This is a genomic window from Citrobacter sp. wls757 (genome assembly GCF_005280935.1).
Classification (GTDB): domain Bacteria; phylum Pseudomonadota; class Gammaproteobacteria; order Enterobacterales; family Enterobacteriaceae; genus Citrobacter; species Citrobacter portucalensis.
In genome coordinates this window covers 51,816-72,009 of record NZ_SZWU01000017.1, presented here as the reverse complement: position 1 = coordinate 72,009, position 20,194 = coordinate 51,816, and the positions used below count along the sequence as shown (strand labels likewise).

Sequence of the window (20,194 nt, the reverse complement as noted above, 5' to 3'; positions counted from 1 at the left end):
CGCTTCATATGAAGCGGGCTTTTTATTTATACGAAACGTATTTTTTTATCACACGGGCATTACAACGATAAACTTGTGAGGATACTCAAAGAAAAAAACATCCATGAGAACTGTCGTTGAAAGCGAGGCGTGCAAGTGCTTGAATAGTGGCGGAGAGAGGGGGATTTGAACCCCCGGTAGAGTTGCCCCTACTCCGGTTTTCGAGACCGGTCCATTCAGCCGCTCTGGCATCTCTCCGTTTTGGCGGTTGCCATGATGCCAGGTAATTTGGCATTTTAACAGACCCCGTTCCGTCAATTTCGTTCAAGTGACGAGTTTGCGAGCAAAACGATGATTAAGTGGCCCTGGAAAGAGCAAGAAACAACCCGGAGTGACGACTGGCCGTGGGACGACGCCCTGGCTATTCCTCTTCTGGTGAATCTCACCGAGCAAGAACAAGCCAGGCTTATCGCCCTGGCCGAGCGCTTTTTACAGCAAAAAAGATTGGTAGCGCTTCAGGGGTTTGAACTGGATCCACTAAAAAGTGCGCGCATTGCGCTGCTTTTCTGTTTGCCTGTTCTGGAATTGGGGATCGAGTGGCTCGACGGGTTTCATGAAGTTCTCATCTACCCTGCCCCGTTTGTCGTGGACGATGAATGGGAAGACGATATTGGGCTGGTACATAATCAACGTGTTGTACAGTCCGGGCAAAGCTGGCAGCAAGGTCCAATAATCCTCAACTGGCTCGACATTCAGGATTCTTTTGATGCCTCCGGCTTCAATCTGATCATCCATGAAGTGGCACATAAGCTTGATATGCGTAATGGCGACCGCGCCAGCGGTATTCCGGCGATCCCTCTGCGAGATATTGCCAGTTGGGAGCACGACCTGCATGCCGCAATGAATAACATTCAGGATGAAATTGATCTGGTCGGTGAAACCGCGTGCAGTATAGATGCCTACGCAGCGACCGATCCTGCCGAATGCTTTGCCGTTCTATCGGAGTATTTCTTCAGTGCCCCTGAATTATTTGCACCACGTTTTCCGGCATTATGGCAACGTTTCATTCAGTTTTACCGCCAGAACCCCATGGAGCGGTTACGCGATACCCGCTAAGGTGGCCATTGTCGCTCACCAAATGTGCATTAACGCTGAATTTGAAGATTAATTAACCAATTGAAATGACGCGCTAATTTTACTGTTGACACCTCATGATGAGGTCAGTAATATGCGCCTCGTTCACACGATTCCTCTGTAGTTCAGTCGGTAGAACGGCGGACTGTTAATCCGTATGTCACTGGTTCGAGTCCAGTCAGAGGAGCCATATTTAAGAAGCCTGCTTAGGAAACTAAGCAGGCTTTTTGCTTTTCAGGTCGCTATAAAATCCCTCTCATAAGCCCCCTGCCTGCTCTGCACCGCTGTTACATGCCGCATCACAACGTTGATTAAAGTTATGTAAATGTAAATCGTTTAAACTTTGCAATTATTGTAAGTGCTAGTGATTATCATTTATTGTACGCGAGCCAAAGGAACGAGCCCCCCGCTCGGTTCACTGTACGTTCCAATTACTCTGGGATATAAACGATGAATTCTCTGCCTCGCGCCGGACTGCGCCGTATCACCCTTGCCTCTGCCCTGGTCTTCTCTGTTAGCCTACCGGCTTTCGCTCAGGAAACGTTAACGCTCTATACCACCCGTGAACCGGGTCTGATCCAGCCTTTGCTTGATAGCTGGACCAAAACCAGCGGCATCAAAGTCAGTACGGTCTATATCAAGGACGGTATGCTTGAGCGCGTTAAAGCTGAAGGTAAAAATTCACCTGCTGACCTGCTGATGACCGTTGATGCCGGTAACCTCATTGATTTAGTGGAAGCAGGTGTAACTCAGCCAGTAGAGTCAGAAGCACTGAAAACCGCTATTCCGGCTAATCTGCGCGGCGCAGATAATCAGTGGTTTGCGCTGTCGATGCGTGCCCGCGTGCTGTATGCCGAGAAGTCACTGCCAATCGATAACTGGCATTACGAACAACTCGCCAGCCCTGAGTACAAAGGTAAAGTTTGTATTCGTTCCGGACAGCACCCGTATAACACAGCGCTGATCGCCGCAATGATTGCTCATCACGGTGAAGCAAAGACCGAAGAATGGCTGCGCGGTGTGAAAGCTAACCTGGCGCGTAAAGCTACCGGTGGCGACCGCGATGTAGCTCGCGATATTCTCGGTGGCATTTGCGATATTGGTCTCGCCAACTCCTATTACGTCGGCCATATGAAAAACGCCAAAGAAGGCAGTGATGCACGTCAGTGGGGCGATGCGATTAAAGTCGTTAAACCCACCTTTGAAAATGGCGGTACACACGTCAATATCAGTGGCGCAGCTGTAGCCCGCTATGCACCAAATAAAGCCGATGCCGTTAAGCTGATGGAATATCTGGTTTCCGCACCTGCCCAGCAGCAGTATGCGAAAGCGAACTTCGAATACCCGGTACTGAAAGGCGTGACGCTTGATCCGGTTATCAGTGCAACTATTGGTGAAATCGACGTCGATAAAACGCCGTTAACCGAAATCGTTAAATATCGTAAACAAGCTAGTCTGCTGGTAGATAAAGTTGGATTCGATCAATAAACCTCTGCAGTTTCCGACGTTACGCGGCCTGGTTTCCGGGCCGCAGTCATTATTAACGCCGCTACATCTTGGCGCGCTGTGCGTAGCGCTTGGCGTTCTGACACCGATCATTGCGCTGATTTGGCAGGCTACCCAGGCCGATTTATCTCACTGGGATAATCTCCTGACGTATGTACTGCCTGCCGCACTAAAAAATACCGTGCTGTTATTAGCCGGTGTCGCGGTGATGGTCGGCGTGATTGGCGTAGGCAGCGCATGGGCGGTAACGGCATGGGATTTTCCTGGACGTAAAATTCTTAGCTGGGCGTTACTGTTGCCGCTGGCGATGCCGACCTACATTGTGGCCTTTGCGTGGCTCGATCTGCTGCATCCGATTGGCCCTCTGCAAACCTTTATCCGTTTTTTATTGGGTTTTGACAGCCCAAGACAGTTCCGGCTGCCAGATTTACGCTCACTTTCCGGCGCAATCATCCTGCTCGGATTAGTGCTGTACCCATACGTGTATCTGACAACCCGCGCCATGTTTATTAGCCAACCGGCTCATTTACTGGAAGCCGCACGCACGCTGGGATGCAGCGCAACCGGAACCTTCTTTCGTGTTGCTTTGCCCATGGCTCGTCCGGCGTTGGCCGTTGGGATCAGTCTGGCACTGCTGGAAACGCTCAACGATATTGGCGCATCGGAGTTCCTCGGTGTACAGACGTTAACCGTTACCGTGTACACCACATGGATCTCGCGGTCTGATTTATCTGCCGCGGCACAAATTGCCTGCATGATGCTGATGTTTATATTCCTTATTCTGACGCTGGAATTTTATGGTCGCAGAAAACAAGGATTCAGCAGCCGCAGCCTGCGGGAAATTCAACCAACGCGCGTGCATGGCTGGCGTGGTTGGCTGCTCGGTGGCGTTATTTCACTGCCGGTTGTGCTGGGTTTTCTGGCTCCGGTACTGTTTTTAATGTGGGAAAGCGCCAAACGTATAGGTGATGAGAACCCCCTTTCCTCTTCGTTACTGTCAGCATTGCAAAATACGCTATCGCTGGCAGCGGGAACTACGCTAGTGGTGGTTTGCGTCAGTATGCTGGTGGCCTGGAGCGCGCGTCATAGCGCCGCAGACAATGCCATGCCGGGATTTCGTCGCGGCGTGATGCGTCTGGCCTCTTTAGGCTATGCGGTTCCCGGCACAATTCTGGCGATTGGTTTTTTACCCCCCGCCATGGCTGTCGACCGCTGGCTGGCAGATTTACTGGATGTTCGCGGCCTGCCGCTGATGTCCGCCGGGATCCTGCTGGTAATTTGTTGTGCCATGCGATTCCAGGCGATTGCCATTGGCGCGCTGGATTCTGGTCTGGGCCGCATTCCACCTTCGCTGGAACAGGCGTCTCGTCTGTTGGGTGAGAATGGTGCGGGGACGTTTGCACGAGTCCATTTTCCCCTGCTGCGCCCGGCGTTAGTCAGCAGTGCCCTGCTGGTTTTTGCTGATGCCATGAAAGAGCTGCCAACAACGTTGCTTTTGCGCCCGGTCAATTTTGAAACGCTGGCAACGTTGCTGTATGCGGAAGCCGCACGTGGAACCTATGAAGAAGGTGCTATCGCCGCGCTAATGATTGTTTTAGCTGGCACGCTACCGGTTATTTTGTTGGTGCGTCACCAAATGACTCGCCGTGGTTAAGAGAGCAACAATGTCAGAAATTGCATTACGACTCCAGGATGTACACGTTGCTTATGGCAACAGCCAGCAATCGGTACTGAGCGGATTTTCAATGTCGGTACGTAAAGGTGAAATTGCCTGTCTGCTGGGCGCTTCAGGCTGCGGAAAAACCACGGTGCTACGCGCAGTAGCCGGATTTGAACGCCTGCAAAACGGAGAGATCTATGTGTCACAGCGACGTGTTGCCGGTCCCGGTGTTCATCTGCAACCGGAAAAACGTCATGTCGGCATGGTCTTCCAGGAATATGCGTTATTCCCCCATCTGACCGCGCAACAAAATGTGGCCTTTGGGTTGCGTCGCATGCCGCGTGAGGAACAACAGGCCAGAGTGACTGAGCTGTTGAAAATGGTGGAGTTACACAGCCATGCCAACCGCTATCCGCATGAGCTTTCCGGCGGGCAACAACAGCGTATCGCCCTTGCTCGCGCGTTGGCGCCACATCCGGAAATCCTGTTGCTCGATGAACCCTTCTCCAGCCTGGATAAGCGCACGCGTGAGCGTCTTGGCAACGAGGTACGGGATATTTTGCGCGCCGCCGGGCAAACGGCGCTGTTGGTTACCCACAGTGAACACGAGGCCCAGCTAATGGCTGACCATATTGGCGTGGTAAAAATGGGGCAGTATCAAATTAAAAAAGCGCCCTATCCGACCTGAAGGTAAACAGGGTCGCCCTGAAAATTAATAATGCTTCTGTACCAGGCTGATGTTCACCGGCATACCGGAACGTCTTTCCAATGCCTGGCTCCCGCGGCTCACATCCACGTCATTCCCGCTGATAAAGGTGCGCAAAGCGGGAGTGACTGGCAAAGGCACCTTTCTGTCAGACTCGTATTCCGAACGGTTTCGTGACAGCGGCTCATGTACTTCCACCCAGCGACTACCGTCCGGCTCTTCGCTGTATTTCACCGGTCGGTCAATTAATTGTACACGCGTCCCTACAGGCACCGTATCAAACAGGTACTTGATGTCGTCATTCCGCAAACGGATGCACCCCTGGCTTACCCGCAGACCAATACCGAAATTGGCATTTGTCCCGTGAATGGCATAAAGCCTGCCAATATAAATTGCATACAGGCCCATCGGATTTTCTGGTCCGGCAGGAACAAAAGCCGGCAAGCTTTCACCACGAGCGGCGTATTCACGTCGGGTATTTGGCGTCGGCGTCCAGCTTGGTGCTTCCTGCTTACGTTCGACCGCCGTCACCCAGTTACGCGGCGTTTCTCTACCTGCCTGACCAATGCCAATGGGTAAAACCTCAACCGTATTGCTGCCAGCAGGATAATAGTAAAGCCGCATCTCGGCGACGTTGATGACAATCCCCTCGCGCACGGTATCCGGAAGTATCAGTTGCTGCGGCACAACCAGCGTTGAACCCGATTTAGGCAGAAAAACATCGACGCCCGGATTGGCTTCAAGCATATTGCTCAACCCCTGTCCGTACTGAGCGGCAAATGCCTCCAGCGGCTTGGTGTTTCCTGGTGGAACCGTGATAGTCAATGGGCTACCCACCAGGCGACTCCCCTCTGGCGGCAGCGGATAACTCACCGCCTGCGCGCCCTGACTCGCAAGCAGCATAATGAGTGAACAAAGCAGTTTTACACGACGCATCTTTTTCCTTTCCTTCGTCGCAACAGATATCCGTTAAGTATAGCTTTTATTATCTGTTTTAGTGGGTTACGACATATTTGCGCATAAAAAAACCTCGCCATCAGGCGAGGTTCAGGTTGAGCGGTAACTACGCTTCCTTACCATCCGGAAGCACAATATTGCTGGCGGCTAACTGCCCCATATTTTTGTACATCGCACAAGCAGCTTCAATAATCGGCATCGCCAACGCGGCCCCACTACCTTCGCCTAAACGCATCCCCATATTCAGATAAGGATCCAATTCAAGATGCGCCAGCGCGGTGCGGGCGCCCTTCTCAGCGGAGAAGTGTGACGGGATCAAGTAAGGTTTAATCTGCGGTGCAATCTGGCTGGCCGCCAACGCAGCAGAATACGAAAGAAAACCGTCCAGCACCACAGGCAGACCACAGGAGGCCGCCCCAAGCATCACCCCCGCCATACCGACAAGATCAAACCCGCCAACCTTAGCCAGCACATCGACACCGTCATGGCGATCCGGTTGATTGACGGCAATTGCCCGGCGCACAACGTCTACCTTATTCCCCACCCGAGAAAGAGGAAGGTTAGCGCCAATACCCACGACTTCCTCAGCATCACTGCCGGTCAGCACGCTGACAATGGCCGCCGCAGGTGTAGTATTTGCCATACCAAGCTCCCCGACGCCAAACAGCGTTACACCGTCTTTTGCCAGCTCATGGGTATAGCGGATGACTTCCAGCAACAGCTCCTCGGCCTGCGAACGGCTCATTGCCGGGCCTTCGGCTATATTGCCGCAACCGCGTGCCACACGCATATTCACCACACCGGGAATAGGTTCAGCATCAATCCCAACATCTATCACATGAACCTTCGCCCCAGCCTGAGCGGCCAGGACGCAGACGCCGGTCGTTCCACGCGTCATATTGGCAGCCTGTATAGCCGTAACAACTTTAGGCGAAACGGCAACCCCTTCATCCCACACGCCGTGATCGGCGCACATCACCAGCATCGCTTTGCCATTCACATGCGGCACCCCCTTCAGGCCAGGCATCCCGGCCAATTGTACGGCGAGAGATTCGAGTCGCCCTAAACTTCCCGGCGGCTTAAGCAAGCCGTCAATATGCTGCTGTGCACGCAGCATCGCGGCACTGTCGGGTGATGGGATCGTGCGGAGTAAAGAGGTTAAAGTCTGCATAAGGGTTCCAGTATGTGGGCTGACTCAGAGCAGAGCCAGCAAGAAAATCAACTCGCCAAGTTCAATGGCAGCGCCCAGCGTATCGCCGGTTTGCCCACCCAACGTGCGTTTTAATAACTGCCCAAGAATAAAAATCGCCACTATTGTGACAACCAGCGCTGCCACGCCGCGCATGCCAGGAAGTAGCACGGCGGCAAGGATCGCCGCTAATCCCAACGTAACGCAGGTTTGACGCCCGGTGACTTTGCCAATAAAAACGTTGCCCAGCCCTTCTTCGCGGGCATAGCGATGCCGATACATCAGCAACACCGCCGTTCCTCGCCCGGCAACACATGCCGCTGCCAGCGCGGCCAGCATTGGCGTGCCACGCAAAGCCAGTTCACTCACCACCAGTACCTTCGCCAGTAAAACGAAAATTAACGCCAGTCCACCGTGGGTGCCCAGACGACTGTCGCGCATGATTTCCAGCATCCGCTCGCGTCGGCGCGCCGAAAAAATGCCGTCACAGGTATCCGCCAGACCATCCAGATGAAATCCCCCGGTCAGCAATGCCAGTGTCAGCACCGCAAAAAGGGCCGCCAACGGAATACCGCACCAGGGCTGGAGCGCCATAAAGACCAGCCCCGTCAGCCCTCCCAGCACGACGCCAATCAGGGGAAACATTACAATACCGCGGGAATAGTGCTCGAAATCCAGTCCTTGCGACCAGCGAGCAGGAACGGGCAAGCGACTGATAAAAGAGAGCATTGCCCAGAACAACTTACTCATTTAATTTTGACTCCAATTCCTGATACCACCAGCCAGACCTCATCAGCTGCCGCCGCCAGTCGCTGGTTCACGCGTCCTGCAATATCACGAAAATGCCGCGCCAGACGGTTCTCCGGCACAATCCCCATTCCCACTTCGTTAGTGACCAACACGATCTTTGCCGGGCAGCGCTGACAGGCTGCGATCAGCGAACGGATTTCACCTTCGATAGACTGCTCCATCGCCGCGTAATCCCAGCTGTCCGGATCGCTTTCACCGCCCAGCGCAAACAGCAAGTTGGTCACCATCGTGGTGATGCATTCCAGCAGAATAGCTTCCTGAGGATCGTTCGCTGTCGTGATCAGTTCATCAAGATGTTGCCAACGTTCGGCTGTACGCCAGTGCGCAGGACGTCCATCGCGATGATGCTGAATTCGCGCAGCCATCTCCTCATCAAAAATCTGCGAAGTCGCAATATACAAAACGTTTGGGGAATCAGCGATCAGCGCTTCCGCATGCCGACTCTTGCCGCTTCGCGCGCCGCCAGTAACCAGAATCATCATACTGGCTCCCGGTGTTGCTGCATGATGGTATAAATTTTTTCAATATCGATGTGTTGCCGCATCGCATCCGCCAGCAGATCAAACTGCTGCGATTTATATTGCGCGTAATGGAAGGTGGAATCCAGCGGAGCTAACCCTTTACGTTCTCGCAGGCCATTGACCAACGCACGGGTGAAATCATCGCTGTCGAAAAGACCGTGAAGATAAGTGCCGAACGCCAGACCATCCGGAGTGACCGCGCCGTCAGCAACGCTGCCGCCGTCTTTGTGCAACGTCATCACCGACCGGCATTCATCGGTTAATGCTGTTTCGCCCATATGAATTTCATAACCGCGAACGGATAACCCCGCCGTGCCCGCCAGCCAGTCAGGCAGCGATGAAGACATTTGTCCCTCAACCAGGGTCGTGGTTTTGTGCTGGGCAAAATGGGTGACTGTATTAAGTAAGCCCAGACCCGGCAGCGTACCGAGGCCCGACTCTACTTCATCAATGATGGTGTCGCCGAGCATTTGATAGCCGCCGCAAATCCCCACCACCGGTACGTTATTACGATGTAATTGCACTACGCCATGCGCCATCCCGCTTTCACGCAGCCATACCAGATCGCCAAGGGTATTTTTGCTGCCCGGCAAAATCACCAGATCAGCTCCTACCAGCTCTTCAGGCTGACGAACATAGCGCACGCGCACATCCGGCTGCGCAGCAAGCGCATTGAAATCAGTAAAGTTAGAAATGTGCGGAATTTGAACAACGGCGATGTCGATGTCGCGTTTGTCAGTGCGCAAATACTTGCCCTTTTGCAGCGCAACGCCGTCTTCATCTTCCAGATCAACATCCAGCCATGGCATCACGCCCAGTACAGGAACGCCGGTCAGCGCTTCAATTTGCTCGATACCGGAGTGCAGCAGCGTCACATCACCGCGAAACTTGTTGATGATCACCCCTTTTACCCGCGCGCGCTCGTGATCGTGCAACAGCGCCAGCGTGCCGTAAATGGAGGCGAACACCCCGCCACGATCGATATCCGCCACCAAAACGACAGGGCACTGCGCCATCTCGGCCATACCCATATTGACGATATCGCGATCGCGCAGGTTAATCTCTGCCGGGCTCCCCGCTCCTTCCAGCACCAGCACATCGAACTCCTGCGCCAGGCTATTATAAACTGACAGAATCTGTTCCCGCAGACGTGGCTTGTACTCGTGGTAACTCACCGCGTCCATATCGGTTGCCACTTTACCCATCAGCACTACCTGCGCTTTTCGATCGCTGGTCGGTTTAAGTAACACTGGGTTCATACGCACATCTGGCGTAATGCCTGCGGCTTCGGCCTGAAAAATTTGCGCGCGGCCCATTTCTTTTCCCTCTGGCGTAATGCCAGAGTTCAGCGCCATGTTCTGCGATTTGAACGGCGCGGTATGCAGTCCATCCTGATAAAAAATACGACACAGCCCGGCGACCAATACGCTTTTACCCACATCAGATGCCGTTCCCTGCAACATTATTGCCTGCGTCATGACGCCTCCTTCAGTGCGTTCTCTCGCATACAGCTAAAAAATTCAGCCTCTGTTTTACACAGCGGGAAGCCCAACTCTGTATGCAGCTTCACCAGCCAGGGCTGAGTTAATCCCGCTTGTTCAATAAGATCCGTACGGGCGAAAACGTCGCCTGGCGTACCGTGCGTGAGCACTTCGCCCCGGCGTAAAACGTACACCGCATCGCTGACTTCATAGATAAGATCGATATCATGGCTGGAAATTACGACGTGGTTTCCTTGCGCAACGATGCGTTTGATTATCTCAATCATCTGCGTGCGGCCTGACGGGTCGAGGCCCGCAGTAGGTTCATCCAGCAGCAGATACTGCGCCTGCAACACCAACGCCCCGGCAATTGCTACACGTTTTTTTTGCCCATGGCTTAAACACTGAATGGGCTGATGGCGAAAATGCTGGGCGTCGACCAGCGTAAGCGCATCTTCCACGCGCCGAGCGATTTCAGCTTCATCCACCCCAAGATTGCGCAGGCTAAAGGCGATATCGCTGTCAATATCGGTATAAAAGATTTGCTGATCGGGGTCCTGAAATACCGTTGCCACCTGTTGACGCAGCGCCAGCAGGCCGCGCTTGCTGTAATCCAGCGGTTTGCCCTGCCACATCACCGCGCCTTGCTGTGGGCGCAGTAAACCGCTCAGGTTCATGAACAGCGTGGATTTCCCGCAGCCATTAGCGCCTACCAGTCCGGTGACGGCATGCGTCGAAAAATCCAGCGTTAGCCCTTTGAGGATCGGGTCATCCTGATAGCGAAACCAAAGCGCTGAGGTGGCAAGCATACTTTTCCTTACAGGTGAAAATCACCCTGATACAGTTTGATATCCAGTGTGGTGGTCATTTGCTGGTAGCGGATCAACACGCGGGTAAACAGCAATCCCACCAGCATTGCCAGAGAGCGGTAGCCCAACGGCAAGCTACGATAACCAAAACGCAGCGTTTGTGCGCGATGAATAGCCAGCGCCTCGTCTAACAGGATAAAAATAAACCGCCAGGTCAGCAGGATCTGCTCAGTTAGCAGGCGAGGAACATGCGCGCGTTTGAGTAAGATAATTAATTGCGGAAACGGCAGATTCAGTACCAGCCAGAAGGTTGCCGCCAGCGCGGCAAGGCTGCGCCAGAAGGTTTCATTGGCGGTTACCACACCTGGTGCGCTGATCCCCAACCAGTAACTTCCCACAGGTATGCTGGCCAACAGCGTCTGTGGATCGCGGCTGATGCTAAACAAAATGGTCACCACGCCAACCGTGAGAAAACCAAACGGTAATGCCATCCAACGGCACCAGCGCCAGAAGGAAATACGCAGCAGCCAGCAGCTCAGCGCGGCAATAAGTAAAAGCTCAATACCCTGCCCCAATGGGGGCAGAGTAAACGCCAGAATCATCATCACCAGCCAGAGCAGAAATTTCCGCACCGGCGAGACATGAACCCAACGGCTTTGATAGCTAAGCCTGTCAAGCCCGGTCATCACGGCGTTGCCTGCCCTTGGTGTAACCCAGGATATAGAAAATCACAGCTGCGCCCAGCGATCCCTGGAGTGTAAACAGCAGACTTTCAATTTCACCGCTTGCGGGTTCATACAACGGCTGGAACCAGGGCTCATAATGCGGGGCAATAGCCTGAATCTGGCTTTCCGCCTCACCATCTGACCCGCCGTACTCCCCACCGTGGTTGATAAAGAACGGCAGGATCACCAGTGCCACTACCATGCCCAATATAATCAGCGTCTTTTTCATCGTTAATGCCCTTGTGCGGTTATCAACTGGCGTTTGGTTAGCTGATCGTAAATCAGCACGGTAAGTAACCCTTCCGCAATCGCAATTGGGATCTGCGTCAGGCAGAAAATCCCCATGAACTTAATGATTGAGCCGGTAGCGCCAGCAGAGGGATCCGGGAACGCAACGCCCAGCTGTACAGAAGTCACGAAATAGGTGACGAGATCCGCCAGCATCGCACACAGGAAGACGCAGACATCACGACGCAACCCTGCGCGGCAGGCCATTTTCCACACCATGTAACCCACTACCGGGCCAATTACCGCCATCGACATGCCGTTCGCGCCGAGCGTTGTTAAACCACCGTGTGCCAGCAGCAGAGCCTGGAACAGCAGGACAATCGCCCCAAGGATGGCTACCACGCCCGGTCCAAACAGGATAACCGCCAGGCCTACACCGGTAGGATGTGAGCAGCTTCCGGTAACGGAAGGAATTTTCAGCGCCGACAGCACAAAAATAAAAGCGCCACATAGGGCCAGCAAAACCTTCTGGTGGTTATCCTCCTGCACAATTTGGCGCAGACGTACCAGTCCGTACCACAGGCAGGGTAAAAACAGCAGCCACCAGGCCAGCGCCCACATCGGCGGCAAGAAACCTTCCATAATGTGCATGGCGAACGCTTGTTCAGGAACAATCATCAGTAATAGCGCCGCAGCCAACCCGCTGAAAGACAGCTGTTTTAGCTGTTGTTCAAGCTTCATTGTGCATACTCCCACTGTTTATTGACCAGAATGGTCGAGAAATAAGGCAGCGGCTGATCGTCGCTCACCTCATCGAGATGACGCCAGCACTGTTCACCTGGCAGCGTGGCTTCAGACATCATTAATGCACAGTCCAACAAACCTTCTTGTTGTAGCAGCGCTTTGATACGTGCAAAACGACCGTACACTTTCATCAACACCAGACTGTCATGCTGTTTTAACGCTTGCTGGATTTCCACTTCCGGCGCGGTACAGGAGACCACCGCCAGTGACTGCTGCTCCATAGCGAGCGGCGTTTTTGAACGCGCGGCAATCGCGGCGAAAGACGTGACGCCAGGAACGATTTCCAGCCAGTCAGGACAACCAATACGCTGAAGTAAAAAGACCCAGGTGCTGAACAGCATCGCATCGCCGAGAGTGATAAACCCCACCTGCTTACCGGCCTCGACTTCCTGAACCAGCGCGGCAGCAACTTCATCCCAGACGGCCTCTTTTTCAGCGCTATCGGCACTCATAGGAAAATGGCAGCAGCGGACTTCGGTCTGTTCACCGATATACTCACGTACAATCGACAATGCCAGACTGTCACCGCCTTTACGCCCGGCAGGCGCATAGAGAATATCCAGCGCGCCCAGCGTGCGTGCGGCACGCACGGTAATCAAGTCGGAAGCACCTGGCCCGGTGCTCAGTGCATACAGTTTTCCGCTCATGCTGCTTCCTCCAGCGCCACATTAAGCGCCTGCTGTAAATGTGCCACGAACATAGCGCGAACCGCTGGGTTCTCACCCAGACCACTAAGCCACGGCGTAGCCGGTATCCCTGCTGCATTGAACAACGTTTTCCAGGAATCATCTTCGTCGGAGGCCATATCGTTGATGGCATGGTCGCCAGCGACTAACATCAGCGGCATCAGATGCACCGCCGTCACCCCTTCCTGAGATAAACTTTCAATCAGCACATCCACTTCCGGATAGCTTTCCACCGCCCCAACCCGCGCCGGAAAGCGCTGCGCCGTCATCATGTGGTCGAGACAGGCATAGGCGGCAAAAGCATGGTGGCTGGCACCGTGTCCCATAAAGACCACTTTTTCACTTTCGCCAAGCGCCGGCATCTGCTGTTGCAGCGCCAGCATCAACTGTGCGTAATCTTCATGGCTGCTCAGCAGCGGTACACCCAGCGTCAGGCGTGAAAACAGCGGACGCATACTTTGCACTTCGCGGACAATTTTTTCGTATTCGTCACCATTAATAATGTGCAGCGACTGAATAGCCACATCCTGATACCCCTGCTCCGCCAGTTTTTGCAGCGCCTGCAGCGGCGTGTCGATTTCAATACCGTCTCGCTGCTTGAGCTTGCGGATTATCATCCCGGAGGTAAACGCCCGGAACAGGTCGCGGTCAGGGCAGCTAGCTGCGAGATCGCGCTCACAGGCCACAATATTTTTCTCGCAGGTGTCGTGATAGCTGGTGCCAAAGCTGACCACCAGAAGCGCCTTTTTCATCTCAAACTCCTTAAGCAGTGGCCAGCCAGCGCGTTAAACGCGCCCCAAAGGCGGCCTGACTTTCCAGTAACTCTTCTCCCGTCACCAACGGTGCCGGACGTGTAATCACGATGCAGGGGATTCCGGCATCCAGACAGGGTTGAACCTTTTCCTGATAACCACCTTCAGCGCCAGATGCTTTGGTGATCACCACATCAGCCTGGCACTGGCGATAAAACGCAGCGTTGAACTCGGCGCTAAACGGTCCGCACAGTGCGAAGATTTCACCGACGCCAAATCCCAGATCCGCGCATTGCTGAATGACCTCAGGAACAGGCAGAACGCGCGCCAGCAGCGTTTTTTCAGGCAACCCTTCGCGCCAGATAGCCAGATCTTTACTGCCGGTCGTCAGCAGCACACGATCGCCGAAGCGTCGCGCCAACTCACAGGCTTGCTGAATGCTTTGTACGGTATACAGGTGCGGGTGAGTTAAACCACTCAACTGCTCAGGGCGCTGGTAGCGGCTCAGCAGTACGCCCGCCGCTTCGCAGGCGCTCATGATGTTGCGGCTCACCACCTCGGCGTACGGATGCGAGGCATCGATCACCCAGCGCGTCCGATTTTCCTGTAGCCAGGCAATCATTTGTTCGCGCTCCAGACGCCCGCAGCGCACCTGGCCTTTGATGTCTCCCGCCAGTTGTTTCCCTGTTGGGGTTGCAACTGACAGGGTGTAGGCCACGTTTGCCGCATCCAGTTGCTGGCACAGCATGCGCGCATCGCTCGTACCGCCCATGACCAGCACATCACCGTAATTCACAGCACATAACCTCGTGGCGTGATCATCAGGCCGTCCTGAACATAGGTTGTTTTGTTACCCACGATCACAAGGCTGGTCATATCAACCGGTTCGAAATCCATTTCACCAAGCGTGGTTAACCATTTTTCCTGCTTTTTACGTCCGGCAGACTTCACAATACCAACCGGCGTTTGTGCGCTTTTGCTGGCGGAAAGCAGCTCAAATGCGCGCGCCAGATGACCTTCGCGACCCCGACTGCGCGGGTTGTAGAAACAGATAACAAAGTCTGCCTCACCGGCGGCAACGATGCGTTTTTCGATAACCGGCCATGGCGTTAACAGATCGCTTAAGCTGATGTGGCAGAAGTCGTGCATCAGCGGCGCGCCCAGCAAAGAGGCCGCGGCAATACTAGCGGTCATGCCAGGTATTAGCCTGACCTCAACATCCAGCTTTTGCTTGCTGACCAGTTCGAGCACCAGCCCGGCCATACCGTAAATCCCCGCGTCACCGCTACTGATCAGCGCCACGTTGTGACCCGCCTGTGCCAGTTCGATCGCCGCCTGGCAGCGTTCAATCTCTTTGCACATTCCGGTTTTGATCACCTGCTTGTCACCCGTGAACGCTTTTACCAGATGGGTGTAGGTTTTATAGCCAACGATGATTTCCGCTGCCTGCAGTGCTTCAACGGCTTCCATGGTCATCATTGCCTGCGAGCCAGGGCCAATTCCAATTACGCTTAACATCAGTGTGAAACTCCCAAAGTGATAGTGACGCCCTGTTCTCGCAGGGTCTCGCCTAACAGTTTTCCGTGGCTCAACAGCCAGGCTGCAGGACCGGAAACGCTTCCTGTACCCACCGTTTTGCGAACAAACGATGAGGCTGGGAAACGGTGCTCATGCTCACGCAGCGCGTCAGCGGTAAAGGTTTCGAAAGGAACGCGGCAGCACGAAGCCAGTTGGATAAGTCCCTGTTCATCTTTTTTCAGCGTGATGCTGCCAATCGCTTTTAGCGCCAACGGATCGAGCTGTTGGGCTTCGAGCTGCCGGGCAAGCAGCGCGGCCAGCAGAGGGAACGGCGTATCACGGCGACAGCCGATTCCGGCTACAACGCGCTGTGGCACCAACTTCCAGTGCGGAACAGGCAGGTCAGGTAAATTGGTGCGTAAGGTGATGCACACCAACGCATCCAGTTCAGGGAGCTGGTTGAGATCGGTAACCGTGATAAATCCGCGCCGGTCGCAATGGCTGACATCCTGCGTCAGTTCGTCATCCCACCACAAACCAACCCGCTTATTGCTGACCAGCATCTGGTTCACGATCTTCACCGCCGAACGGAAATCACTCATCCGGGCATTCAGTTGAAATGCCAGCGTATCCAGTGCCGCCATATCGTTCACATCCGTCGCGGTAGTGATAACCGGGTCAGCGCCCAACATGCCCGCCAGATAACGCGCCAACGCATTGGCACCGCCCGCGTGACCGGAGAGCAGGCTGATGACATGCTGGGCACGTTCATCAATGACCACCACCGCCGGATCGCAAAACTTGTCGTTGACCAGCGGGGCCAGTACGCGCACCGCAATACCGGTCGCACCGATAAAAATCAGCGCCGAGTAATTCGTAAACGCTTCGCGGGCGGTATTCGCAAAGCCGTTTTCAAAGGGAATAAACCCCTCCTCCAGCAGCTTTTCACTGGTAAAACAGGTAACCGGCAGCATGGCTGCCAGACGTTTCGCCAGCACAACGCCGCCAGGAGTCAGGCAAAAAAGCGCAATTGACTCAGGCTTTACGGTATTCATGGCTAAAGTCCGCCGCATAGAGTTTGGAGTAGTGATACTCCGAGCCCAGGAAATTACCGACCAGAATAAGGGCCGTTTTACGGATGCCCGCATCGCGAACCTTGTCGCCAATATCCGCCAGGGTCCCGCGCACGGTCTGGCTTTCCGGCCAAGTTGCTTTATAGATCACCGCCACGGGCGTGGTCGCCGGATAGCCGCCTTCAATAAGACGCTCGGCCACCCGATGAATACGCTGGACGGAAAGATAAATCGCCATTGATGTCTGATGGCTGGCAAAAGACTCCAGCTGTTCACGCTCTGGTACCGGGGTGCGGCCTTCCAGGCGCGTAATGATCAGGCTCTGTGAAACTTCGGGCACGGTATACTCAACGCCCAGCTCCGCCGCCGCGCCGAGGAACGCGCTGACGCCGGGGACCACCTGCCAGTCAATCCCGCGTTTGGTCAGCTCCTCACCCTGCTCGCGTACGGAACCGTACAACGAGACATCGCCGGTTTGCAGGCGCACAACGGTCTTGCCCGCTTTCACTCCGGCTTCCATCAGATCAAGGATCTGCTCCAGATGCAGTTCGGCACTGTCGTGACATTCAGCACCGGCAGGGCAATACTCCAGCAATTCAGTGTTAATCAGCGATCCGGCGTAGATAACAACCTGCGCCTGCTGCAGCAACCGGTAACCTTTGAGGGTAATCAGCTCGCGATCGCCAGGACCTGCGCCAACAAACCACACGCTACGGGGATCAAAAATCTCAGACATGGTTTCCTTCCTTCTGACAGGCGATAACAAATACGGGGTTATTCGGTTTAAAATAGTGACCATTGCCAAGCGTGGTAAGCGAGGAAACCTGTAGCTGCAGGCAATCCACTCCCTGTACGCCAAGATGATCCAGATGTGCCAGCGCGGTGTTGAGGTTTTCCTGGAGGATAAACGTCATTACCAGACGCCCTGCGGGATGCAATTGGCGCATCGACCAGTCAATCAGTTCGGTCAGATGGCCGCCGCTGCCGCCCATAAAAATGGCATCGGCTTTTTCAGCGATGGTCATGGGAGCAACGCCGGGAAAAATATCGATATTTGCGCAGGCAAAATGCTGGCGGTTTTCATCCAGCAACCTGAGCGCCGCCGGGTTACGTTCGATGGCCGTTACACGTAATCCGGGATATTGCAACGCGGCTTCTATCGACACGCTGCCGGTTCCGGCACCAATATCAATCAGGTGACTGGCGCGGTGTAATTCAAGTTTTGAGAGGGCAAGTGCGCGTACCGCTTCTTTGGTCATCGGCACTTTCTCTCCACGCAGAAACAGCTCATCTTTCATCAAGGATCACCACTGCATTCATGTCATAGTCAGCGTTAACTTCACGCACAGGCAGGAAATGGATCTGTTCGTTTTCCATCGCCAGGTTTTCGCCAATCACCATCCAGCGATGCCCCTTGCCTCGGGCAATGAGCTGCTGCGCGATTTCACGCGGGCCACACAGCGCATCAGTCACCATCGCCACCTTGTTATGTCGCGCCAGCTCATCAAAACAGACGCTGCGGCCATGGCTACTGGTCAGCCACATATCGTTCATATCAATACCGGACTGCGCGCACAGGTACTGCACCGCACTAATGCCGGGAATAATCCGCACATTCTCAATACCAAAATGCGCCACCATGCGCGTCCCGATACCGTAAAACAGGGGATCGCCAGACGCCAGTACCACAACATGCTTCTCCTGGTGCGCGCTAATCCAGCTCAGGAGTTCCGGGATATTGGCGCCAAGAGCAAACTGTTCACCGGCAAAATCCGGGAATTGCTGCAAATGCCGCTTTCCACCGACCAGAACATCCGCCGTCGCGACCGCTTCTCGTGCCGCAGGCGTCATCAAATGCAAACCGGCGGGGCCCATCCCTACAACGGTTAACATTGCATCTCCTCAGCAATCTCTGCGACCGGACGATTACTGCCAAGAACCTGATTATCAAAAGAAAACATGATGGCATCGCAGGTCGGGGGATTTTTGGTAAAGCGCAGCGTTTGCAGGACACGCATACAAATGCGCTGAGCCAGATGGTCATAAATATGCTGGAAACCGTACGCGTCGATATGTTCCATCGCCGCTTCGGTGGTATCGCACTCGCTGACCAACGTCAGCAGTTCCAGCGGTGCGCCAAGTAGCGCGAGGTGAGCCACCAGCGTTTCCATGCGGGCATCGGCAATATGGCTATGGGTATGGAAAATCCCCGCCGCGATTTTGACGAGCTTGCCGGGGTGCCCCACCAGTACGATTTGCCGGAACCCCAGACGTACAGCTTCTTCAATCATGTAACCGACAAAGTTGCTCATGGTGACCACAACCTGGGTGTCGATACCCATCTGCTCGCGCACAAAACGCTCGCCGTGGTTTCCCGGCACCAGTACAACACGCTCCAGCCCTGCCGCCCGCTTAATTTCCAGCTCAAGCGACAGTGAACGCTTCCAGCTCTCTTCTGACATCGGCGTGACAATACCCGTGGTGCCGATAATCGAAATGCCGCCAAGAATGCCAAGGCGAGAGTTGTAGGTTTTTTGCGCCCGTTCTTCGCCTTCTGGCGCGAAGATTTCAATCTGCGCCCCACGATTTGGGCCAATCGCTTCGCGGACAGCTGATTCAATGGTCTGGCGAGGTGTACGGTTAATCGCCGAACTGCCCACCGGCAGGCCAATCCCTTTGCGGGTTACCGTACCGACCCCTTCACCGCCCTGTAAGGCAATCACGCCACTATCGTCTAACGTCACGCGAGCAAAAATCAGCATGCCGTGGGTGGCGTCCACATCATCTCCACCGTCTTTGCGGATGGCCGCTATTGCCTGCTGCCCTTCGATATGCGGTGACTCCACGTTCAGGCACAGCGTCACCCCGGAAGGCGTCACGATGGAAACCTGATGGATGAGGTGTTGGCGCAATACCATCAACGCGGCAACTTTTGCCGCCGCTGTGGCGCACGATCCCGTGGTATATCCTTTACGCAGCGCTTTACCGTTGTGCCACACCGGCGTATCGAAGGCCTCGCTCATCGCGCCCCCTGCATGTGATAAAGCATGGCGTTGACGATAGCGGCGGCGACATTGCTTCCCCCTTTGCGGCCTAACGCTGCAATGGCGGGCAAATTGCTTTGGGTCAGGGCATCTTTCGACTCTTCAGCACCAACGAACCCGACCGGTACACCCACCACACCGCTGACGGCAACATCATGCTCAAGCAGGCGGAACAGCGCAGTCGGCGCGTTGCCAAAGACAAACAGCTTTTCCCCCTCTTCCTTCACCGCAATGTCGACTGCCGCCATGGACCGGGTAATACCCTGCTCTTTTGCCGTACGCACAACCCGCGGGTCGCTGATGTAGCAGCGGCATTCACCGCCGAATTTTGCCAGCAGCGTTTTATTGATCCCGGAAAGCGCCATCGTGGTGTCGGTGTAAATCACGCTCGAACGGCTAAGCGCCGCACAAAACTGCTCCAGCACATCACTGGAAAACCACAGAATGTCCAGCCAGTCGAAATCTGCCGTCGTGTGAATAACCCGCTTGATAATGGCTTCATGTAACGGACTGGCAAACTGATAGTCCGGACGGGTTTCACGGATGATCTCGCCAATAATGTCGAAACTTTTGGCTTCAATCGCCTGGGGTTGCTGGATGTATTGCATTATG

23 protein-coding genes and 2 tRNA genes are annotated in these 20,194 nt (G+C 54.5%); 5 read left to right on the top strand and 20 right to left on the bottom strand.

What is annotated here, in order from left to right; translation table 11 throughout:
* Positions 1-147 precede the first annotated feature (147 nt).
* A tRNA-Ser gene (locus FDW94_RS04955) sits at positions 148-237 on the bottom strand.
* 93 nt (positions 238-330) lie between these two features.
* Here FDW94_RS04955 and mtfA point away from each other — a divergent pair.
* The 5 genes from mtfA to FDW94_RS04930 all read left to right on the top strand — a co-directional run bounded on the left by mtfA (position 331) and on the right by FDW94_RS04930 (position 4,967).
* A complete protein-coding gene (gene mtfA / locus FDW94_RS04950) occupies positions 331-1,095 on the top strand; it encodes a DgsA anti-repressor MtfA (protein WP_032943883.1) in 765 nt (254 codons plus the stop codon).
* 132 nt (positions 1,096-1,227) lie between these two features.
* Positions 1,228-1,303 (top strand) — tRNA-Asn (locus FDW94_RS04945).
* A 260-nt stretch (positions 1,304-1,563) separates the two neighbouring features.
* Positions 1,564-2,601 carry an extracellular solute-binding protein gene (locus FDW94_RS04940; RefSeq protein ID WP_003834073.1) on the top strand — a complete coding sequence of 346 codons (1,038 nt, stop codon included), beginning with the start codon at positions 1,564-1,566 and terminating at the stop codon, positions 2,599-2,601.
* On the top strand, positions 2,585-4,273 hold the full coding sequence (locus FDW94_RS04935; RefSeq protein ID WP_137377233.1) for an iron ABC transporter permease: 1,689 nt from the start codon (positions 2,585-2,587) through the stop codon (positions 4,271-4,273). The genes FDW94_RS04940 and FDW94_RS04935 overlap by 17 nt, the downstream gene beginning before the upstream one ends.
* Before the next feature lie 10 nt (positions 4,274-4,283).
* Entirely contained in the window at positions 4,284-4,967 is a 684-nt protein-coding gene (locus tag FDW94_RS04930) for an ABC transporter ATP-binding protein (RefSeq protein ID WP_137377232.1), read from the top strand.
* 24 nt (positions 4,968-4,991) lie between these two features.
* Here the strand turns inward: FDW94_RS04930 and ldtA are convergent, their stop codons facing one another.
* From ldtA to FDW94_RS04835, 19 genes are all read right to left on the bottom strand, one after another.
* Positions 4,992-5,921 carry a L,D-transpeptidase gene (ldtA, locus tag FDW94_RS04925; RefSeq protein WP_048235113.1) on the bottom strand — a complete coding sequence of 310 codons (930 nt, stop codon included), beginning with the start codon at positions 5,919-5,921 and terminating at the stop codon, positions 4,992-4,994.
* Positions 5,922-6,048: 127 nt separating this feature from the next.
* The gene (gene cobT, locus FDW94_RS04920) at positions 6,049-7,113 is read right to left on the bottom strand and encodes a nicotinate-nucleotide--dimethylbenzimidazole phosphoribosyltransferase (protein WP_008785130.1); all 1,065 of its coding nucleotides are present in this window, start codon (positions 7,111-7,113) and stop codon (positions 6,049-6,051) included.
* A 24-nt stretch (positions 7,114-7,137) separates the two neighbouring features.
* The gene (gene cobS / locus FDW94_RS04915) at positions 7,138-7,881 is read right to left on the bottom strand and encodes an adenosylcobinamide-GDP ribazoletransferase (protein ID WP_003834082.1); all 744 of its coding nucleotides are present in this window, start codon (positions 7,879-7,881) and stop codon (positions 7,138-7,140) included.
* Positions 7,878-8,423 (bottom strand): bifunctional adenosylcobinamide kinase/adenosylcobinamide-phosphate guanylyltransferase, encoded by a 546-nt coding sequence (gene cobU, locus FDW94_RS04910; protein WP_008785131.1) that lies wholly within the window; start codon positions 8,421-8,423, stop codon positions 7,878-7,880. Before cobU ends, cobS begins: the two co-directional genes overlap by 4 nt.
* Entirely contained in the window at positions 8,420-9,940 is a 1,521-nt protein-coding gene (locus FDW94_RS04905; protein ID WP_137377231.1) for a cobyric acid synthase, read from the bottom strand. Before FDW94_RS04905 ends, cobU begins: the two co-directional genes overlap by 4 nt.
* Complete coding sequence (locus FDW94_RS04900; protein ID WP_003839037.1) at positions 9,937-10,752, bottom strand: energy-coupling factor ABC transporter ATP-binding protein; 816 nt, start codon at positions 10,750-10,752, stop codon at positions 9,937-9,939. Before FDW94_RS04900 ends, FDW94_RS04905 begins: the two co-directional genes overlap by 4 nt.
* Positions 10,753-10,760: 8 nt before the next feature.
* Positions 10,761-11,438, bottom strand: a complete 678-nt coding sequence (locus FDW94_RS04895) for an energy-coupling factor ABC transporter transmembrane protein (protein WP_008785133.1) — start codon at positions 11,436-11,438, stop codon at positions 10,761-10,763.
* Positions 11,425-11,706, bottom strand: coding sequence for an energy-coupling factor ABC transporter substrate-binding protein (locus FDW94_RS04890; RefSeq protein ID WP_003030289.1), 282 nt, complete (start codon positions 11,704-11,706; stop codon positions 11,425-11,427). The genes FDW94_RS04895 and FDW94_RS04890 overlap by 14 nt, the downstream gene beginning before the upstream one ends.
* Positions 11,707-11,708: 2 nt before the next feature.
* On the bottom strand, positions 11,709-12,446 hold the full coding sequence (gene cbiM, locus FDW94_RS04885; RefSeq protein ID WP_003834098.1) for a cobalt ECF transporter S component CbiM: 738 nt from the start codon (positions 12,444-12,446) through the stop codon (positions 11,709-11,711).
* Positions 12,443-13,156 carry a cobalt-factor II C(20)-methyltransferase gene (locus FDW94_RS04880; protein ID WP_111465413.1) on the bottom strand — a complete coding sequence of 238 codons (714 nt, stop codon included), beginning with the start codon at positions 13,154-13,156 and terminating at the stop codon, positions 12,443-12,445. Before FDW94_RS04880 ends, cbiM begins: the two co-directional genes overlap by 4 nt.
* Entirely contained in the window at positions 13,153-13,947 is a 795-nt protein-coding gene (locus FDW94_RS04875; RefSeq protein WP_008785135.1) for a sirohydrochlorin cobaltochelatase, read from the bottom strand. Before FDW94_RS04875 ends, FDW94_RS04880 begins: the two co-directional genes overlap by 4 nt.
* A 10-nt stretch (positions 13,948-13,957) precedes the next feature.
* Positions 13,958-14,743: a cobalt-precorrin-6A reductase gene (locus tag FDW94_RS04870; RefSeq protein ID WP_008785136.1), complete on the bottom strand. Its 786-nt coding sequence runs from the start codon at positions 14,741-14,743 to the stop codon at positions 13,958-13,960.
* Complete coding sequence (locus FDW94_RS04865) at positions 14,740-15,465, bottom strand: precorrin-3B C(17)-methyltransferase (RefSeq protein WP_003030278.1); 726 nt, start codon at positions 15,463-15,465, stop codon at positions 14,740-14,742. Before FDW94_RS04865 ends, FDW94_RS04870 begins: the two co-directional genes overlap by 4 nt.
* Positions 15,465-16,520, bottom strand: a complete 1,056-nt coding sequence (cbiG, locus tag FDW94_RS04860) for a cobalt-precorrin 5A hydrolase (protein ID WP_003834107.1) — start codon at positions 16,518-16,520, stop codon at positions 15,465-15,467. The genes FDW94_RS04865 and cbiG overlap by 1 nt, the downstream gene beginning before the upstream one ends.
* The gene (locus FDW94_RS04855; protein ID WP_003030275.1) at positions 16,501-17,274 is read right to left on the bottom strand and encodes a cobalt-precorrin-4 methyltransferase; all 774 of its coding nucleotides are present in this window, start codon (positions 17,272-17,274) and stop codon (positions 16,501-16,503) included. Before FDW94_RS04855 ends, cbiG begins: the two co-directional genes overlap by 20 nt.
* Positions 17,267-17,836 carry a decarboxylating cobalt-precorrin-6B (C(15))-methyltransferase gene (locus FDW94_RS04850; protein ID WP_008785138.1) on the bottom strand — a complete coding sequence of 190 codons (570 nt, stop codon included), beginning with the start codon at positions 17,834-17,836 and terminating at the stop codon, positions 17,267-17,269. Before FDW94_RS04850 ends, FDW94_RS04855 begins: the two co-directional genes overlap by 8 nt.
* On the bottom strand, positions 17,826-18,431 hold the full coding sequence (locus FDW94_RS04845; RefSeq protein ID WP_003834111.1) for a cobalt-precorrin-7 (C(5))-methyltransferase: 606 nt from the start codon (positions 18,429-18,431) through the stop codon (positions 17,826-17,828). Before FDW94_RS04845 ends, FDW94_RS04850 begins: the two co-directional genes overlap by 11 nt.
* Positions 18,425-19,561, bottom strand: a complete 1,137-nt coding sequence (cbiD, locus tag FDW94_RS04840; protein WP_003030269.1) for a cobalt-precorrin-5B (C(1))-methyltransferase CbiD — start codon at positions 19,559-19,561, stop codon at positions 18,425-18,427. Before cbiD ends, FDW94_RS04845 begins: the two co-directional genes overlap by 7 nt.
* Positions 19,558-20,190: a cobalt-precorrin-8 methylmutase gene (locus tag FDW94_RS04835; protein ID WP_008785140.1), complete on the bottom strand. Its 633-nt coding sequence runs from the start codon at positions 20,188-20,190 to the stop codon at positions 19,558-19,560. The genes cbiD and FDW94_RS04835 overlap by 4 nt, the downstream gene beginning before the upstream one ends.
* Positions 20,191-20,194 lie beyond the last annotated feature (4 nt).

Excerpts from the sequence above, each read along its gene's own strand:
- mtfA (WP_032943883.1), top strand. The coding sequence starts at position 331 with ATGATTAAGTGGCCCTGGAAAGAGCAAGAAACAACCCGGAGTGACGAC.
- FDW94_RS04940 (WP_003834073.1), top strand. The coding sequence starts at position 1,564 with ATGAATTCTCTGCCTCGCGCCGGACTGCGCCGTATCACCCTTGCCTCT.
- FDW94_RS04930 (WP_137377232.1), top strand. The coding sequence starts at position 4,284 with ATGTCAGAAATTGCATTACGACTCCAGGATGTACACGTTGCTTATGGC.
- ldtA (WP_048235113.1), bottom strand. The coding sequence starts at position 5,921 with ATGCGTCGTGTAAAACTGCTTTGTTCACTCATTATGCTGCTTGCGAGT.
- cobT (WP_008785130.1), bottom strand. The coding sequence starts at position 7,113 with ATGCAGACTTTAACCTCTTTACTCCGCACGATCCCATCACCCGACAGT.
- cobS (WP_003834082.1), bottom strand. The coding sequence starts at position 7,881 with ATGAGTAAGTTGTTCTGGGCAATGCTCTCTTTTATCAGTCGCTTGCCC.
- cobU (WP_008785131.1), bottom strand. The coding sequence starts at position 8,423 with ATGATGATTCTGGTTACTGGCGGCGCGCGAAGCGGCAAGAGTCGGCAT.
- FDW94_RS04905 (WP_137377231.1), bottom strand. The coding sequence starts at position 9,940 with ATGACGCAGGCAATAATGTTGCAGGGAACGGCATCTGATGTGGGTAAA.
- FDW94_RS04900 (WP_003839037.1), bottom strand. The coding sequence starts at position 10,752 with ATGCTTGCCACCTCAGCGCTTTGGTTTCGCTATCAGGATGACCCGATC.
- FDW94_RS04895 (WP_008785133.1), bottom strand. The coding sequence starts at position 11,438 with ATGACCGGGCTTGACAGGCTTAGCTATCAAAGCCGTTGGGTTCATGTC.
- FDW94_RS04890 (WP_003030289.1), bottom strand. The coding sequence starts at position 11,706 with ATGAAAAAGACGCTGATTATATTGGGCATGGTAGTGGCACTGGTGATC.
- cbiM (WP_003834098.1), bottom strand. The coding sequence starts at position 12,446 with ATGAAGCTTGAACAACAGCTAAAACAGCTGTCTTTCAGCGGGTTGGCT.
- FDW94_RS04880 (WP_111465413.1), bottom strand. The coding sequence starts at position 13,156 with ATGAGCGGAAAACTGTATGCACTGAGCACCGGGCCAGGTGCTTCCGAC.
- FDW94_RS04875 (WP_008785135.1), bottom strand. The coding sequence starts at position 13,947 with ATGAAAAAGGCGCTTCTGGTGGTCAGCTTTGGCACCAGCTATCACGAC.
- FDW94_RS04865 (WP_003030278.1), bottom strand. The coding sequence starts at position 15,465 with ATGTTAAGCGTAATTGGAATTGGCCCTGGCTCGCAGGCAATGATGACC.
- cbiG (WP_003834107.1), bottom strand. The coding sequence starts at position 16,520 with ATGAATACCGTAAAGCCTGAGTCAATTGCGCTTTTTTGCCTGACTCCT.
- FDW94_RS04855 (WP_003030275.1), bottom strand. The coding sequence starts at position 17,274 with ATGTCTGAGATTTTTGATCCCCGTAGCGTGTGGTTTGTTGGCGCAGGT.
- FDW94_RS04850 (WP_008785138.1), bottom strand. The coding sequence starts at position 17,836 with ATGAAAGATGAGCTGTTTCTGCGTGGAGAGAAAGTGCCGATGACCAAA.
- FDW94_RS04845 (WP_003834111.1), bottom strand. The coding sequence starts at position 18,431 with ATGTTAACCGTTGTAGGGATGGGCCCCGCCGGTTTGCATTTGATGACG.
- cbiD (WP_003030269.1), bottom strand. The coding sequence starts at position 19,561 with ATGAGCGAGGCCTTCGATACGCCGGTGTGGCACAACGGTAAAGCGCTG.
- FDW94_RS04835 (WP_008785140.1), bottom strand. The coding sequence starts at position 20,190 with ATGCAATACATCCAGCAACCCCAGGCGATTGAAGCCAAAAGTTTCGAC.